This window comes from Pseudomonas sp. LjRoot71 (assembly GCF_964253255.1).
Taxonomy (GTDB): domain Bacteria; phylum Pseudomonadota; class Gammaproteobacteria; order Pseudomonadales; family Pseudomonadaceae; genus Aquipseudomonas.
On the sequence record NZ_CAXURA020000001.1, the window covers coordinates 3,491,893 to 3,507,971 of the forward strand.

General features: G+C 60.8%; 14 protein-coding genes. 6 read left to right on the forward strand and 8 right to left on the reverse strand.

Translation table 11 applies throughout. The annotated features are described in order from the left end of the window. Nucleotides 1-35 precede the first annotated feature (35 nt). Entirely contained in the window at nt 36-2,630 is a 2,595-nt protein-coding gene (locus ACSQ17_RS16385; protein ID WP_436069686.1) for a glycosyltransferase, read from the reverse strand. Between the two features lie 251 nt (nt 2,631-2,881). Here ACSQ17_RS16385 and tcdA point away from each other — a divergent pair, with 251 nt between their 5' ends. Continuing rightward, entirely contained in the window at nt 2,882-3,703 is an 822-nt protein-coding gene (gene tcdA / locus ACSQ17_RS16390; RefSeq protein WP_436069687.1) for a tRNA cyclic N6-threonylcarbamoyladenosine(37) synthase TcdA, read from the forward strand. Nucleotides 3,704-3,777: 74 nt separating this feature from the next. Further along, entirely contained in the window at nt 3,778-4,581 is an 804-nt protein-coding gene (locus tag ACSQ17_RS16395; protein ID WP_436069688.1) for a substrate-binding periplasmic protein, read from the forward strand. Here the strand turns inward: ACSQ17_RS16395 and ACSQ17_RS16400 are convergent. The 7 genes from ACSQ17_RS16400 to map form a co-directional block, all read right to left on the reverse strand. Next, a complete protein-coding gene (locus ACSQ17_RS16400; protein ID WP_436069689.1) occupies nt 4,560-4,991 on the reverse strand; it encodes a SufE family protein in 432 nt (143 codons plus the stop codon). The genes ACSQ17_RS16395 and ACSQ17_RS16400 overlap by 22 nt on opposite strands. Continuing rightward, complete coding sequence (locus ACSQ17_RS16405; RefSeq protein WP_436069690.1) at nt 4,988-6,193, reverse strand: aminotransferase class V-fold PLP-dependent enzyme; 1,206 nt, start codon at nt 6,191-6,193, stop codon at nt 4,988-4,990. Before ACSQ17_RS16405 ends, ACSQ17_RS16400 begins: the two co-directional genes overlap by 4 nt. An 81-nt stretch (nt 6,194-6,274) precedes the next feature. Beyond that, nucleotides 6,275-7,309 (reverse strand): 2,3,4,5-tetrahydropyridine-2,6-dicarboxylate N-succinyltransferase, encoded by a 1,035-nt coding sequence (gene dapD / locus ACSQ17_RS16410; protein WP_436069691.1) that lies wholly within the window; start codon nt 7,307-7,309, stop codon nt 6,275-6,277. Nucleotides 7,310-7,345: 36 nt separating this feature from the next. Continuing rightward, nucleotides 7,346-7,693: an ArsC family reductase gene (locus ACSQ17_RS16415; protein WP_436069692.1), complete on the reverse strand. Its 348-nt coding sequence runs from the start codon at nt 7,691-7,693 to the stop codon at nt 7,346-7,348. Further along, nucleotides 7,693-8,889, reverse strand: coding sequence for a succinyldiaminopimelate transaminase (gene dapC, locus ACSQ17_RS16420; protein ID WP_436069693.1), 1,197 nt, complete (start codon nt 8,887-8,889; stop codon nt 7,693-7,695). The genes ACSQ17_RS16415 and dapC overlap by 1 nt, the downstream gene beginning before the upstream one ends. A 72-nt stretch (nt 8,890-8,961) precedes the next feature. After that, a complete protein-coding gene (locus tag ACSQ17_RS16425; protein ID WP_436069694.1) occupies nt 8,962-11,664 on the reverse strand; it encodes a [protein-PII] uridylyltransferase in 2,703 nt (900 codons plus the stop codon). Nucleotides 11,665-11,724: 60 nt separating this feature from the next. Then, the gene (map, locus tag ACSQ17_RS16430; RefSeq protein ID WP_436069695.1) at nt 11,725-12,507 is read right to left on the reverse strand and encodes a type I methionyl aminopeptidase; all 783 of its coding nucleotides are present in this window, start codon (nt 12,505-12,507) and stop codon (nt 11,725-11,727) included. Between the two features lie 286 nt (nt 12,508-12,793). Between map and rpsB the strand changes: the two genes are divergently transcribed. The 4 genes from rpsB (at nt 12,794) to frr (ending at nt 16,071) form a co-directional block, all read left to right on the forward strand. Then, nucleotides 12,794-13,537, forward strand: a complete 744-nt coding sequence (gene rpsB / locus ACSQ17_RS16435) for a 30S ribosomal protein S2 (protein WP_436069696.1) — start codon at nt 12,794-12,796, stop codon at nt 13,535-13,537. 183 nt (nt 13,538-13,720) lie between these two features. Then, nucleotides 13,721-14,587, forward strand: coding sequence for a translation elongation factor Ts (gene tsf, locus ACSQ17_RS16440; protein WP_436069697.1), 867 nt, complete (start codon nt 13,721-13,723; stop codon nt 14,585-14,587). Nucleotides 14,588-14,774: 187 nt separating this feature from the next. Then, nucleotides 14,775-15,524 (forward strand): UMP kinase, encoded by a 750-nt coding sequence (pyrH, locus tag ACSQ17_RS16445; protein ID WP_160015693.1) that lies wholly within the window; start codon nt 14,775-14,777, stop codon nt 15,522-15,524. After that, nucleotides 15,514-16,071: a ribosome recycling factor gene (frr, locus tag ACSQ17_RS16450; protein WP_233684092.1), complete on the forward strand. Its 558-nt coding sequence runs from the start codon at nt 15,514-15,516 to the stop codon at nt 16,069-16,071. The genes pyrH and frr overlap by 11 nt, the downstream gene beginning before the upstream one ends. The last annotated feature ends 8 nt before the right edge of the window (nt 16,072-16,079 follow it).

Sequence of the window (16,079 nt, forward strand, 5' to 3'; positions counted from 1 at the left end):
ATTGGCCGCCGTCTGGCATTGCGAAACGCCCGCGATCAGCTGACCGCAGCGGTTTCCTGCGGGTTGGCCTGCGAGGCTGGCAGGGACGACAGCAGGGCCATGATCAGTGCAGCCAGGTACGGCAGCGACTGCACCAGTAGCATGGCTACCCAGAACTTCACGTCGGCGCTAGGCAGGCCCTGGACGATGCCAATGCCGATGGCGGCGCCCCACAGCAGCAGCATGATGAACACTTCTTCGCGGGCCTCAGCCAGGGCCACCAGGATGCCGTGGTTGCTGGCCATCTTCGGCGTGCGGAAGAACGGGATGGTCTTGGTAAAGGTGCCGTAGAGCACCGCCTTGGCAATCGTGTGCGACAACGCAAGACCCGCCAGCGCGGCCTGGAATGAACGCACCAGATCAACGCCCATGGCCTTGCGGTAGAGGAACAGGATCTTGCCCAGCTTAAAGAAGAACAGCGCCAGCGGCGGAATGGCGAAGATCATCAGCGGCGGATCGACCCGCTGCGGCACAATGATCATCGCCGCCGACCAGAGCAGCGCACCGACGGTGAAGAAGATATTCAGGCCGTCGGCGATCCACGGCAGCCAGCCGGCGACGAAGTGGTAGCGCTGCCCGGTCTTGAGCTCGGAACCCTTGCCGAGGAACAGGCTGCGGGCGTGGCCCTTCATGATCTGAATGGCGCCATAGGCCCAGCGGAAACGCTGCTTCTTGTAGTCGATAAAGGTGTCCGGCATCAGCCCGCGGCCAAAGCTCTGGTGGGCATAGGCGGCGGAGTAGCCTTTTTCGAACACACGCAGGCCCAGCTCGGCATCTTCACAGATGGTCCAGTCGGCCCACTTCAGCTCGTCCATCACGGTGCGGCGGATCATGGTCATGGTGCCGTGCTGGATGATCGCGTCGCGGTCGTTACGGGTGACCATGCCGATATGGAAGAAGCCTTTGTACTCGGCGTAGCAGAGCTTCTTGAAGATGTTTTCGTTGCCGTCGCGGTAATCCTGCGGCGACTGCACCACGGCGATTTTCGGGTCGCTGAAGTGCGGCACCATGTACTTGAGCCAGTTCTTGTCGACGCAGTAATCGGCGTCGATCACCGCCACCACTTCGGCATCTGCTGCGGTGTGCGGCAGGATGTAATTCAGCGCGCCGCCTTTGAAGCCGGCAATCGGTGAGACGTGGAAGAAGCGGAAACGCGGGCCGAGAACCTTGCAGTAAGCCTCTACCGGCTCCCAAACGGCCGGGTCCTTGGTGTTGTTGTCGATGATCAGGACTTCGTAATCCGGGTAATCCAGCGCAGCGAGGGCATCGAGGGTCTGTTTGACCATCTCCGGCGGCTCGTTGTAGCAGGGCACGTGGATCGACACCTTGGGCCGGTAGGCGGTGTCGCTTTCCACCGGCTGGAACGGCCGGCGGCGGGCGCGGGTCCACGCGGTTTCGGCCAGCTCGTGGGCTTCGGTGAGCAGCACGATAAACACCCCGAAGGCACCGATCCCCAGCAGCAGGCCAACCAGGGTACTGAACCAGGTGCTGTATTGCTGGCTGTAGTCATAGCCGATCCACACCAGCGCGGAACCGCCGGCGAAGGCGACAAAGGTCAGGAAGGTGCGCCCACGCTGACGCAGGGCGCTGCCATCGATCAGCATCAATGCCAGGCTGAGCAGGGCCAGTACCACCGAGGCAATGGCCAGCAGGCGCCATTGCGGGATGGCCACCACCGGGCCTTCAAAGGCGAACTTGGCCTGCCGATCAAGGTTGTAGACGCCCCAGTAAGCCCCTACCGAGCCTTCATCACTGGCCTTCCACGGTTGGTCGAAGGCTTCGATGACGAAGTAGTTGTAGCCCTTGGCGTTCAACGTATTGACCAGGGTGCGCAGGTAGATCGCCTGGTCCGCCTGGGAGGCATCGGCGCCGCCGCGCATGCGGCCGTTGCTCGGCCAGCCGACTTCGGAGAGCAGCAGCGGTTTTTTCGGGAAGAGTTTTTTCAGATCCTTGGCGCGCTCAAGAACGAAATCGGTGGAGTCCTCCATCGGCACGAATTCCCAGTAGGGCAGTACGTGCGCGGCAACCAGGTCGGTGTGCTGGGCCAGCTCCGGGTATTCCTGCCAGATGTGCCACTGCTCGGAGGTGGTCACCGGCACCTTGACCGCAGCGCGCACGCGGTCGATGTAGGCAATCAGGTCTTGCGGGGTGACTTCCTTGCGGAACAGGGCTTCGTTACCCACCACCACACGCACGACGCTGCGCGAATCGTTGGCAATTTCGATGGCCTTGGCGATTTCCCGCTCGTTGCGCTCCAGGTCCGGGCTGATCCAGATGCCCAGGGTTATGCGCAGGCCGAACTCTTCAGCCAGGTAAGGGATCTTGCCCAGTGCGCCGTCCACCGAGTAGGTGCGGATGTTGTCGGTCTGCGTGCTCAGCAGCTCCAGGTCGGCGCGCATCTGCTCGTCGCTGGGGTAGGTATCCTGCTGCGGGTTTTGCCCGGCGCGGAAGGGTGAGAAGGAGAATCCGGAGATCTGCTCCGGCCAGTCAGGGGCAGTGACCGGGCGGTTGTACAGCGCCCAGAAACCGGTGAACAAGGCGGCAATCGCCAGGAACACGACCAGATTCAATCCAAACTTACGCGAAGGCATAGTGAGCAGGTCCAGCGAAGGGGCAATAAAAAGCGACAGGCGTCGGGTGGCGCATGCTACGCCGCCGCTACAGGGCTGTATAGCCCGGCCTGCGGGCATATTGATGGGATGCCGACGGCCGATAGAGGTTCAGTAACTGGCAATTTGCCACTGCTGTTCATCGGCTGCCGTGCGTAAGCGCAATAGAGTGCTTGGGTGCCGCTTGCCAGCTCCCTATAATGCGCGCCGCCTGTGGCTGGTAAGAGATAGGAATGCCTGTGGATGAACAACGCTTTGCCGGAATAGCCCGCCTGTATGGCCGCGAAGGTGCCGAACGGCTGGCGGCTGCGCATGTGGCAGTAGTCGGTATTGGCGGTGTGGGTTCCTGGGCAGCCGAGGCCCTGGCGCGTTCCGGGGTCGGTGAAATCTCGCTGTTTGACCTGGACGACGTCTGCGTGAGCAACAGCAATCGTCAGGCGCATGCGCTGGACAGCACTGTTGGCCAGCCCAAGGTCGAGGTGATGGCGGCACGTATCCGGGCGATCAACCCGGCCTGTGTGGTGCATGCGGTGGCGGATTTTGTCACCCGCGAGACCATGGCTGAGTACATCACCGAGCAGTTGGATGCGGTGATCGACTGCATCGACAGCGTCAATGCCAAGGCGGCGCTGATCTCATGGTGCAAGCGGCGCAAGATTCAGGTCATCACCACCGGTGGCGCGGGCGGGCAGATCGACCCGACGCAGATCCAGGTTGGCGATCTGAACAAGACCTGGAATGACCCGCTGGCCTCCAAGGTGCGTTCAACCTTGCGCCGCGATTATGGGTTTTCCCGTACGCCGGGGCGCAATTACAGCGTGCCGTGCGTGTTTTCCAGCGAGCAGCTGCGCTATCCCAAGCCCGATGGCACGGTCTGCCAATACAAGGCGTTTGTCGGTGACGGTGTGCGCCTGGACTGCGCCGGTGGTTTTGGCGCGGTGATGATGGTCACCGCGACCTTCGGCATGGTGGCGGCGGCACGTACCGTCGACAAGCTGGTGGCCGGTACGCGGCGCCCGGCAGAGCGGCGCTCAGCGTCTGATGATGTTGGCTAGACTTTAAAAAATGACCGATTGCGGTCGATGTTCAGCAGGGATGTGCTGGTAGTTCTCGTTTGAGGTGTGTGGTGTTGTCCCTGCTGCGTCATGTGTTGAGTGGTTATCCACGTTATGTGCTGCTGTTTGCAGCACTTTCTGCCTGCCTGGGCGCCAGTGCCCATCCGGTTGTACGCATTGGTACCGGTGACTGGGTGCCTTATGTCGATCAGCAGCGTGCCGACGGTGGCGCGTTGGCGCGCCTGACGCGCGAGATATTCAAGGCGGCCGGTTATCAGGTCGAGTTCGTGTTCTATCCCTGGGATCGCAACCTGCTGATGCTGGAGCAGGGCAGCCTGGATGCGGTCATGCCGTATTCCTGTTCAGAACAGCGCCGCCGTATCAGTGTGTGCAGTGATCCTGTGGTGCAGGGTGAGATCGTGCTGTTTCAGCGCACTGATCAGCAGCTGAACTGGACGAACATCGATGACCTCAAGCGCTTTCGTATCGCCACCACGCTCGGTTATTCCTACGGCCCGCAGTTCGATGCGGCGCTGCAGGCTGGACAATTGCAGGTTGAGCAGAGTGGCAAGGAAGACACCGGTTTGCGTTTGTTGAACCTGGCCCGGGTCGATTTTCATCCGCAGGATCGGGCAGTGGGCTATGCCATGCTGCAGCGTTTGTTTTCGCCGCAGGAGCGTGCGCTGATCACTCATCATCCGCGCGTGCTGAATAGCGAACCGCTGCACCTGCTGTTTCGCAAGAACGATACCCAGGCGAATCGGTTGCGCGAGGTATTTAATGCCGGTTTACGCCGCCTGGCGAAAAATGGTGAGCTGGAACGCCTGCAACAGGCGCTGTACTCCGGGCAAACCGATCAGTGGCGAGCCGCACCCTGAGCGGCACCTGCCAGTAATTCCTGCATGCGCGCGAGCACGGCCTGTAGGCCATTGCTCCGCGAGGGAGAGAGGTGGCGGGCCAGGCCCAGTTGAGTAAACCAGTCCGCTAGATCCAGTTGCGTCAGTTCGGCCAGGGGCAGGCCGTTGACCCTGGCCAACAGCAGCGCAAGCAAACCACGTAACAGGCGCGCATCACTGCTGGCGCGAAACTGCCAGTGTTCGCCGTGCGCCTCGGCCAGCAACCACACCTGGCTTTCGCAGCCATTCACCCGATTGTGTTCACCGCATTCGTCATCACTGAGCGGGGCAAGCTGGTTGCCCCACTGCATCAACAGGCGCGTGCGTTGCTCCCAGCCAGGACAATCAGCAAAGGCGCGTAGCGCCTCCTGGGCGCTAATGGGCAGGCTCATTGCAGCAGCTCCAGGGCCTGATCGAGGGCGCTGAAGAAGCGTTGCAGATCGCTGCCATCGTTATACAAACCCAAAGACACGCGAACGGTGCCACTCAGGCCGAGCCCTTGCAGCAATGGCATGGCGCAGTGATGACCGGCGCGCACGGCAATACCCTGTTCGCTCAGCAGGTGGGCGAGGTCGGCATGGTGCACGCCGTTGACCACAAAGCTGGCCAGGGCGACGGCGGGCGTACCGAGCAGGCGTATACCTTGGCGCTGCTTCAGCCCGGCGATCAGCTCGGTATGCAAGGCCGCTTCATGGGCGCAGACGGCACTGGCGTCGAGGTTGCTGAGGTAATCCAGACTGGCCCCCAGGGCGATCACCGAGGCAATCGGTGGCGTACCGGCCTCAAAACCTAAGGGCGCTGGGCGAAAGCTGGCGTTGTGGTAGTCGGTGTGCAGCAGCATCTCGCCGCCAAACTGCCAGGGTGTCAGCTGCGCCAGGGCCTGCGGACGGCCATAGAGCAGGCCAACGCCGTCAGGGCCGTAGAGCTTGTGGCTGGAGCAGACATAGAAATCGCAGTCCAGCGTTTGTAAGTCATGGCGGCCGTGCACCACGCCCTGGCTGCCGTCGATCACCGTCAGCGCGCCATGCGCCTGTGCCAGGGCCAGTAGCGGTTCCAGCGGCTGCCAGCAACCGAGCACATTGGACAGCTGACTGAGCGCCAGCAGGCGCGTGCGCGGGCCAATCAGCTGCGCAGCTTGGGCCGGGTCGATCAAACCATGCTGATCCAGCGGCAATACCACCAGTTTGAGCTGACGACGCAGTGCCAGTTGCTGCCAGGGCAGCAGGTTGGCGTGATGTTCCAGGGCACTGACGACAATTTCATCGCCTGGCTGGAATTGCTGTTCCAGGCCATAAGCCAGCAGGTTGAACGCTTCAGTAGCACTGCGAGTGAAAATGATCTGCTGCGCGTCGGCAGCGTTGAGCCAGCGTGCAGCTTTCTCACGCGTTGCTTCGAAGGCACGGGTGGCGCGCTCGCCTGGTAGATGCTGGGCACGGTGCACGTTAGCGGCGCCGCCGGCGTAATAGCCGAGCAGGGCATCGAGCATGGCCTGGGGTTTTTGCGCGGTGGCGGCGCTGTCCAGGTAGGTCTGGCCTTCGGCTGCGAGGGCCAAAATGCCAGGGAAGTCTGCGCGCCAGGGGGAAGTCAGTGACATGGGAGCCTATCCCGTAGGGTGCGCCATGCGCACCGGGTTGCGTATGGGCTTGCGGTGCGCACGGCGCACCCTACTGTGGGATCAGTTGTGGGCGTGCAGGGCTTCGTTCAACTCAATGGCCGACTTGTGGGTCTTGCACTCCACGGCGCCGGTTTGCGAATTGCGGCGGAACAGCAGGTCCGGTTGGCCAGCCAGGTCGCGGGCCTTGAGCACCTTGACCAACTGGTTGTCGGCATCGAGCAGCGCCACCTTGGTGCCAGCAGTGATGTACAGGCCGGACTCCACGGTGTTGCGGTCGCCCAGTGGAATGCCGATGCCGGCGTTGGCACCGATCAGGCAGCCTTCGCCCACGGAAATCACGATATTGCCGCCACCGGACAGGGTGCCCATGGTCGAGCAGCCGCCGCCCAGGTCTGAGCCCTTGCCGACGAATACGCCCGCCGACACGCGGCCTTCGATCATGCCGGGGCCGGCAGTACCGGCGTTGAAGTTGACGAAACCTTCGTGCATTACGGTGGTGCCTTCGCCCACGTAAGCGCCCAGGCGAATGCGGGCGCTGTCAGCGATACGCACACCACTCGGCACTACGTAGTCGGTCATTTTCGGGAACTTGTCCACCGAGAACACTTCCAGCAGTTCGCCCTTCAGGCGTGCTTCCAGTTGGCGCTCAGCCAGCTCGCCGAGGTCTACGGCGCCCTGGCTGGTCCAGGCCACGTTCGGCAGCAACGGGAAGATGCCGGTGAGGTTCAGGCCGTGCGGCTTGACCAGGCGGTGCGACAGCAGGTGCAGCTTGAGGTAGGCCTCAGGTGTGCTGGTCAGCGCGGCGTCTTCGGCGAGCAGGGTGACTACCAGCGGCTTCTGGCTTTCGGCCAGACGGGTGAGCAGGGCCGATTGCGCGGCATCGAGATTTTTCAGCGCTTCGGCCAGGTCGCCGGCCTGATTGTTGCTGATGGCAATCGCCTGGTTGCCGCCCTGGTAGCCGAGTTTTTCCACGACCTTGGCCACCAGCTCGCTGGCCGGGTTGAGCAGCGGTTGTGCATAGAAGACTTCCAGCCAGGTGCCCTGACGGTTCTGAGTGCCAACGCCGAAGGCCAGGCTGAAGAGGGTAGTGCTCATGGTGCTTTCCTTAACGCGAATTCAATGGGGGACGGATCAGGCCAGTTCAGCGGCGTAACGCTCGGGCTTGAAACCAACCAGGGTCTTGTTGCCGAGATCCAGCACCGGGCGTTTGATCATCGACGGTTGGGCGAGCATCAGTTCGATCGCCTTGTGCTGGTCGAGGTCACTCTTCTGCGCCTCGTCCAGCTTGCGGAAGGTGGTGCCGGCACGGTTCAGAAGGGTTTCCCAGCCATGCTCGTTGCACCACTTTTCCAGGTTGCCACGGTCGATGCCGCAGGCTTTGTAATCATGAAAGGCGTAGCTTACCCCGCGCTCGTCGAGCCAGGTGCGGGCTTTTTTCATGGTGTCGCAGGCTTTTATGCCAAACAGGGTCTTGCTCATCAGAGGCTCTTCACAAAAGTACGGATACGCTCAGCTGCGGCCATGCATTCGGCCAGCGGCGCAACCAGGGCCATGCGCACACGGCCGGCGCCAGGGTTGTGGCCATCCACGGCCCGCGACAGGTACGAGCCGGGCACCACGGTGACATGCTCGCGGGCAAACAGCTCGCGGGTAAATGTTTCATCGTCTATCGGGGTTTTCGCCCACAGGTAGAAGCCGCCGTCCGGCCGCTGCACATCCAGCACACCGTCGAGAATCGCCAGCACCGCATCGAACTTCTCGCGGTACAGGTCGCGGTTGGCTTTGACGTGAGCCTCGTCGTTCCAGGCGGCCACGCTGGCCAGCTGGGTTTGTACCGGCATGGCGCAGCCGTGATAGGTACGGTACAGCAGGAAAGATTTCAGAATGTCGGCGTCGCCGGCAACAAAACCCGAGCGCAGGCCCGGCAGGTTGGAGCGCTTGGACAAACTGTGGAATACCACGCAGCGTTTAAAGTCGTGGCGGCCCAGTTCGGCGCACGCGGTCAAAAGGCCGGCCGGTGGATTGGCTTCATCGAAATACAGTTCGCTGTAGCACTCGTCGGCGGCGATCACGAAATCGAACTGGTCAGCCAGGGCGATCAGCTTTTTCAGGGTCTCCACCGGAATCAGCGCGCCTGTCGGGTTGCCCGGCGAGCAGAGGAAGAGGATCTGGCAACGCTGCCACACGTCGTCGCTGACCGCGTCGAAATCCGGGTTGAAACCATGTTCTTCCAGGCAGGGCAGGTAGTGCGGCTGCGCGCCGGCAAGGAAAGCGGCGCCTTCATAGATCTGATAGAAGGGGTTGGGGCTGACTACCAGGCCATCGACATCGCGCTTGACCACGGCCTGGGTAAAGGCAAACAGCGCTTCGCGGGTGCCGTTGACCGGCAGCACATGGCGCGCCGGGTCAAGCACACCGGCCGGCAGACCGAAGCGGCGCCCGCACCAGTTGGCGATGGCTTCACGCAGCGCCGGGATGCCCAGGGTGGTCGGATAGACCGCCAACTGATCGAGGTTGGCGCTCAGTGCGTCGGCAACGAAATCCGGCGAACGGTGTTTCGGCTCGCCAATCGACAGGGCAATCGGGCTTTTAGCGGCGGCTGTCTGCACGCTGCCGAGCAGGGCACGAAGCTTTTCGAACGGGTAGGGCTGCAGCTGGTTTAACGCGTCATTCATTGTGTCTTCCTGAGGTCTCCAGGCGCCCGGCGGCGTGGTAGCCGGGCAGCTCAAGGCGTAAGGGCAAAAGGGTTAGATGCTGATACGAGTCGGTTCGACCGGCAGGCTGGTGGCGTCAGACAGTTGCGCCACCATGGTTTCCTGCAAGCGCAGACACAGTTCCGGGTCGGCCAGTGGCTGGTTGTGCGCGTCGGTGACGAAGAACACGTCTTCCACGCGCTCGCCTAAGGTGGCGATCTTGGCGTTCTGCAGCGACAGGTCGAAATCGAGGAAAATCCGCCCGATGCGCGCCAACAGGCCAGGACGATCCGGTGCGGTGACTTCAAGGATGGTCACCGGGCGGTGTGCATCGTTGTGGATGGTCACCTGCGGGGCGAAGGCAAAGTGCTTGAGCTGACGCGGTACGCGGCGCTGAATGATGCTCGGGTACTCGTCAGGGTTCTTTAGCGCATCGACCAGGCCCTGGCGGATTTCCTTGATTCTCGACGGATTGTCTCCGATCGAGCCGCCTTCCGCTTCCAGCACGATATAGGTGTCGAGGGTGAACTGGCTGGTGGACGTGAGAATCCGTGCGTCATGGATGTTCAGGTTGAGCTGGGCCATCGCCGCCACGGTCACGGCGAAGAAGTCGTGCTGATCCGGGGCATAGATAAAGATCTGCGTGCCGCCTTCGAACTCACGCTGGGTGGTTTCCTTGATCAGCACCAGCGGGTCGCCGTCGGCTGGGTGTTGCAGGATGGCCTCGCTGTGCCAGGCGACATCGGCCGCGGTATGGCGCAGGAAATAGTCATCGCCCAGTTGCGACCAGAGTTGTTCGGCGTCGTCGGCGTCAGTGCCGCCGCGCACCAGAATGTCCAGGGCGGCGCTCTGCGTCAGACGAATCTGCTCTTCGCGGTCCAGCGGGTTTTCCAGGCCACGGCGCAGGGCGCGCTTGGTCTCGGTGTAGAGTTGGCGCAGCAGGCTGGCGCGCCAGGAGTTCCACAGGCTGGGGTTGGTGGCGTTGATGTCGGCCACGGTCAGCACATAGAGGTAATCCAGGCGGGTCTGGTCGCCGACCAGGCGAGCAAAGTCGAAGATCACCTGCGGATCGGACAGGTCCTTGCGCTGCGCGGTGGTGGACATCACCAGATGATGCTGCACCAGCCAGACAATCAGTTTGGAGTCCCAGTTGGGCAACTGGTGGCGTACGCAGAAGGCTTCGGCATCCACTGCGCCCAGCTCCGAGTGATCACCGCTACGGCCTTTGCCGATGTCGTGGTACAGGCCAGCCATGTAGATCAGCTCGGGCTTGGGCAACTTGTCGATCAGCTTGCTGGCCAGGGGGAATTTTTCCGCCAGCTCGGTCCACTTGAACTTGCGCAGGTGCTTGATCAGGTTGAGGGTGTGTGCGTCGACCGTATAGATGTGGAACAGGTCGTGCTGCATCTGCCCGACGATATGGCCGAACTCCGGCAGGTACAGGCCGAGGATGCCGTAACGGTTCATCCGCCGTAGGTTACGGTGGATGCCCTGAGGACTTTTGAACAGTTCGACGAACAGGCTGGTGTTGCGAATGTCTCGGCGGAACTCGTCGTCGATCAGGTGACGGTGTTCGCGCAGCAGGCGGATGCTGTTGGCGCATACGCCCTTGATTTCCGGGTGCTGGGCCATCAGCACAAAGATTTCCATGATGGCGAATGGCGTGCGCTTGAATACGTTCGGGTGCGCCACCTCGATATAGCCGTCGCGCAGCAGGAAGCGGCTGTTGAGCGGCGTAGCCTGGCCGATCTCGCCAGCGCGGAGGATCTGCTCCTCGAAGTGCTGAACGATCAGGTCACTGAGTTCGGCAATCGCCATCACCACGCGGTAGTACTTCTGCATAAAGCGCTCGATGGCGCGTTTGCTGTCGCTGTCTTCAAAGCCCAACAGGGTAGCAACCTTGCTCTGGTGATCGAACAGCAGGCGGTCTTCGGCGCGGCCGGCGAGCATGTGCAGGGCGTAGCGCACTTTCCAGAGAAACTCCTGGCTGGAGGCGAGCAGGGCGTACTCGCTTTCCAGGAGAAACCCCTGGCCGACCATGGCGTGCAGGTTCAGGGTGCCGAAGTGTCGGCGTGCAACCCAGAGGATGGTCTGGATATCACGCAGGCCGCCGGGGGAGCCTTTGACGTTGGGCTCCAGGTTGTATTCGGTGTCGTTGTACTTGCCGTGCCGGGCACGCTTTTCGCTGTGTTTGGCGAGGAAGAAATCCTTGCTCGGCCACATCTGCTCGGTGCTGGTGACTTCCTGCATGCGCAGGCGCAGGCGCTCGGGGCCAGCGATGGTACGGCTTTCCATCAGGTTGGTGATGACCGTCAGGTCGGCGCGGGCTTCGCTGGCGCACTCGTCGATGCTGCGTACGCTTTGCCCGACTTCCAGGCCGATGTCCCACAGCAGAGTGAGAAACTGCTCGATCGGCTCGCGGAAGGTTTCGTGGTCGGCGTTGTCCAGCAGGATCAGCAGGTCAATATCCGAGAAGGGGTGCAGCTCGCCGCGGCCATAGCCACCGACCGCCAGCAGGGCGATGTCGGCGTCTTCGCTCCAGGGCAGGCGATCCCAGGCTTCGCGCAGGATCTGGTCGACAAACCAGGCGCGGTCTTCCACCAGGCGGCGCACATCGCGGCCGGCCCGGAAGCGTTCGTCGAGCACTTCGCGGGCATGGCGGATGGCCTTTTTGAAGGCGGCGATGGGGCTGGCCTTGAGGGCCAGCTCCGCTTGGAACTGGCCGCGGTCGAACAGCTCGGGATCTACCTGCGGCATGTGCGCGCCTTCCTTATCAACTATGTAGGGTGCGCCGTGCGCACCAATGAGCGGGAAACCTCAGGCCGAGGTACGCGCAATGGTGTCATCACTGCGCAGGGTGAAGATCTCGTAGCCGTCGGCGGTCACCAGAATGGTGTGCTCCCACTGGGCGGAGAGCTTGCGGTCCTTGGTGATGGCGGTCCAGCCGTCGCCCAGGGTGCGGGTTTCCGGGCGGCCCTGGTTGATCATCGGCTCGATGGTGAAGGTCATGCCTTCTTGCAGCTCCATCCCGGTGCCGGCGCGACCGTAGTGCAGCACCTGCGGCTCTTCATGGAATACCGCGCCGATACCGTGACCACAGTACTCACGCACCACGGAGAAGCCGTTCTTCTCGGCATGCTTCTGGATCACTTCGCCGATATCGCCCAGGCGCGTACCTGGCTTGACCAATTCGATACCTTTATACATGCACTCCTGGGTGATCTTGGCCAGGCGCTCGGCCCACTCGGGAACCTTGCCAACCATAAACATCTTGCTGGTGTCGCCGTGATAACCATCCTTGATCACGGTGATGTCGATGTTGATCACATCACCTTCTTTCAGCGGCTTGTCGTTCGGGATGCCGTGACAGACCACATGGTTGACCGAGGTGCAGATCGACTTGGGGAACCCTTTGTAGTTGAGCGGCGCGGGGATGGCCTGCTGCACGTTGACGATATAGTCGTGGCAGATGCGATCAAGCTCTTCGGTGGTGACGCCGGGCTTGACGTGTTCGCCGATCATTTCCAGAACTTCGGCAGCCAGGCGACCGGCTACGCGCATTTTCTCGATTTCGTCGGGCGTTTTAATGGTGACGGTCATAGTGCGGCTCTCGGACGCGAACAGAAAGGGCGTTATCTTAACAGCTACCAGCCGCCTGCCATAAGCAGCACGTGAGTCCGTTGTGCGGGTTTAGTAGGCTTTGCGCTGTGCGCGTGTAGCCTGTGCCCATCTTTTATGGTATAAAACGCGCCGCTTTACGGGCTGTGTGCCCGAAAGCTTAAACCCACACACGTATCGACACGGTTTCCTGGGTGCCTTGCGACAAGTTCGCGGGGTTGGAGATCGGGATACGTGGAGGCCTAACCCGACTTATCAAGGAACTATCATGTCCCAAGTCAACATGCGCGATATGCTGAAGGCCGGTGTGCACTTCGGCCACCAGACCCGTTACTGGAACCCGAAAATGGGCAAGTACATTTTCGGCGCGCGTAACAAGATTCACATCATCAACCTCGAAAAAACCCTGCCGATGTTCAACGAAGCCCTGTCTTTCGTTGAGAAGCTGGCTGCTGGCAAGAACAAGATCCTGTTCGTTGGCACCAAGCGCTCCGCTGGCAAAATCGTGGCTGAAGAAGCCGCACGTTGCGGCTCGCCGTACGTCGACCATCGCTGGTTGGGCGGCATGCTGACCAACTACAAAACCATCCGCGCCTCGATCAAGCGTCTGCGTGATCTGGAAGTTCAGTCTCAGGACGGTACTTTCACCAAGCTGACCAAGAAAGAAGCCCTGATGCGTAGCCGCGATCTGGAAAAACTGGATCGCAGCCTGGGTGGTATCAAGGACATGGGCGGCCTGCCGGACGCACTGTTCGTGATCGACGTTGACCACGAGCGCATCGCCATCACCGAAGCCAACAAGCTGGGCATCCCGGTCATCGGCGTTGTCGATACCAACAGCAGCCCGGAAGGCGTTGACTACATCATCCCAGGCAACGATGACGCCATTCGCGCCATCCAGCTGTACATGGGTGCCATGGCTGACGCTGTTGTGCGTGGCCGCAGCAACGCTAACGGCGGCACCGACGAGTTTGTCGAGCAAGCCCCGGCTGTAGAAGCTGCTGAAGGCTAAGTAAAACGCGTACAGCGTTTGCTTAGTTCGCAAAAAGGGGGCTTGGCCCCCTTTTTGCCACCTTGAAAACCATCGCCGACATACCGTTGCAAATGTTTCAGGTCATTGTCGGCAGTGCGTTACGAATTGAGCGCCCGTTTTTGGCGGGTGGAATGGTTAACAACCTATCCAGAGGATTTTGAAATGGCAGAAATTACTGCAGCGTTGGTTAAAGAACTGCGTGAGCGTACTGGCGAAGGCATGATGGATTGCAAAAAAGCCTTGACCAAGGCTGGCGGCGACATCGAAAAAGCCATCGACGACATGCGTGCTTCCGGCGCGATCAAGGCTGCCAAAAAAGCCGGCAACGTAGCTGCCGAAGGCGCGATCAGCATCAAGGAAGACGGCAAGGCTGCCGTTATCATCGAAGTCAACTCGCAGACCGACTTCCTGGCCCTGCAGGACGACTTCAAGAACTTTGTAGCTGCCAGCGTTGAAAAAGCTTTCGCTGACAAACTGACCGAAGTTGAGCCGCTGATCGCCGCTCAGGAAGAAGCCCGTCTGGCCCTGGTTGCCAAATGCGGTGAGAACGTCAACATCCGTCGTCTGGCGCGCATCGAAGGCGACGTTCTGGGTTCTTACCTGCACGGCAACAAGATCGGTGTTGTGGTTGTGCTCAAAGGCGGCAACGTCGAGCTGGCTAAAGACATCGCCATGCACGTAGCGGCCAGCAACCCAGAGTTCCTGCTGCCTTCGCAGGTTTCCGCTGAAGCCATTGAGCGCGAGAAAGCCGTGTTCATCAGCCTCAACGAAGAGAAAATCAAAGGCAAGCCGGAAAACATTGTTGAGAACATGGTCAAGGGCCGTATCAGCAAGTTCCTGGCCGAAGCCAGCCTGGTCGAGCAGGCGTTCGTCAAAAACCCTGAAATCAAGGTCGGTGAGCTGGCCAAGCAGGGCGGCGCTGAAATCGTTTCCTTCACCTACTTCAAAGTGGGCGAAGGCATCGAGAAGCCAGTCGACAACTTCGCTGAAGAAGTTGCCGCGCAAGTGGCTGCTGCCAACAAGCAGTAAGACGGTTCTTTACTGTCGACAGGAGAGGCTGCCCGCTAACGCGCGCAGCCTCTTTGTCAAATAAGGACGGGGAGTTGTTGTTCGCTTCTATTATTGAGGCGCACCAATTGTCCGGGGCGCAGTCAAAGCGCTCGATAATTCGGGTTTAAACCCGTAAAGAATTCAAACGCCGCAGGAGAGACTCGCAATGGCTCAGCAGATGAGTGGTCGTCAACCGCGTTACAAGCGCATTCTGCTCAAACTTAGCGGCGAGGCCCTGATGGGGTCCGAAGATTTCGGCATCGATCCCAAGGTGCTTGACCGCATGGCGCTGGAAGTCGGCCAGCTGGTAGGTATCGGCGTGCAGGTTGGTCTGGTGATTGGGGGTGGCAACCTGTTCCGTGGTGCGGCCCTGAGCGCTGCGGGCATGGACCGGGTAACCGGCGACCACATGGGCATGCTGGCCACGGTAATGAATGCCCTGGCCATGCGCGACGCCCTGGAGCGCTCGAACATTCCGGCCATCGTCATGTCGGCCATTTCCATGGTCGGGGTGACCGATCATTACGACCGACGCAAGGCCATGCGTCATCTGAAAACCGGTGAGGTGGTGATTTTCGCTGCTGGCACTGGTAATCCGTTCTTTACCACTGATTCGGCTGCCTGCCTGCGCGCCATCGAAATCGATGCCGATGTGGTGCTCAAGGCGACCAAGGTCGATGGCGTGTACACTGCCGACCCATTCAAGGATCCGCATGCCGAGAAGTTTGATCGCCTGACTTATGACGAGGTGCTCGACCGCAAGCTGGGTGTGATGGACCTGACGGCGATCTGCCTGTGCCGCGACCATAATATGCCGCTGCGCGTTTTCAACATGAACAAGCCCGGCGCCCTGCTGAACGTTGTAGTCGGCGGCGCTGAAGGCACTCTGATCGAGGAAGATAAGCATGATCAATGAGATCAAGAAAGACGCCCAGGTACGCATGCAGAAGAGCCTGGAATCGCTGATTCACGCCTTCAGCCGCATCCGTACTGGCCAGGCGCACCCGAGCATCCTGGCGGGGGTGATGGTGCCGTATTACGGTGCCGATACTCCGATCAACCAGGTGGCCAACGTGACCGTCAAGGACTCGCGCACCCTGCAGGTGGTGGCGTTCGAGCGCAATATGCTGTCCGCCGTGGACAAGGCCATTCAGAGCTCTGGTCTGGGTTTTAACCCGACTAACCTGGGCGAGCTGTTGCTGGTAACCATGCCGGCACTGACCGAAGAGACCCGTAAGGGCTTCACCAAACAAGCGCGTGATGCCGCTGAAGACGGCCGTGTTGCGGTGCGCAATATCCGCCGCGATGCCCTGAGCCAGCTGAAAGACTTGGTCAAGGAAAAGGAAATCAGCGAAGACGAAGAGCGCCGTGCGGCGGATGACATCCAGAAGCTGACCGACAAGTTCGTAGCGGAAATCGAAGTGGCGGTGAAGCAGAAAGAAGCGGATCTGATGGCCGTTTAACGGTCAGA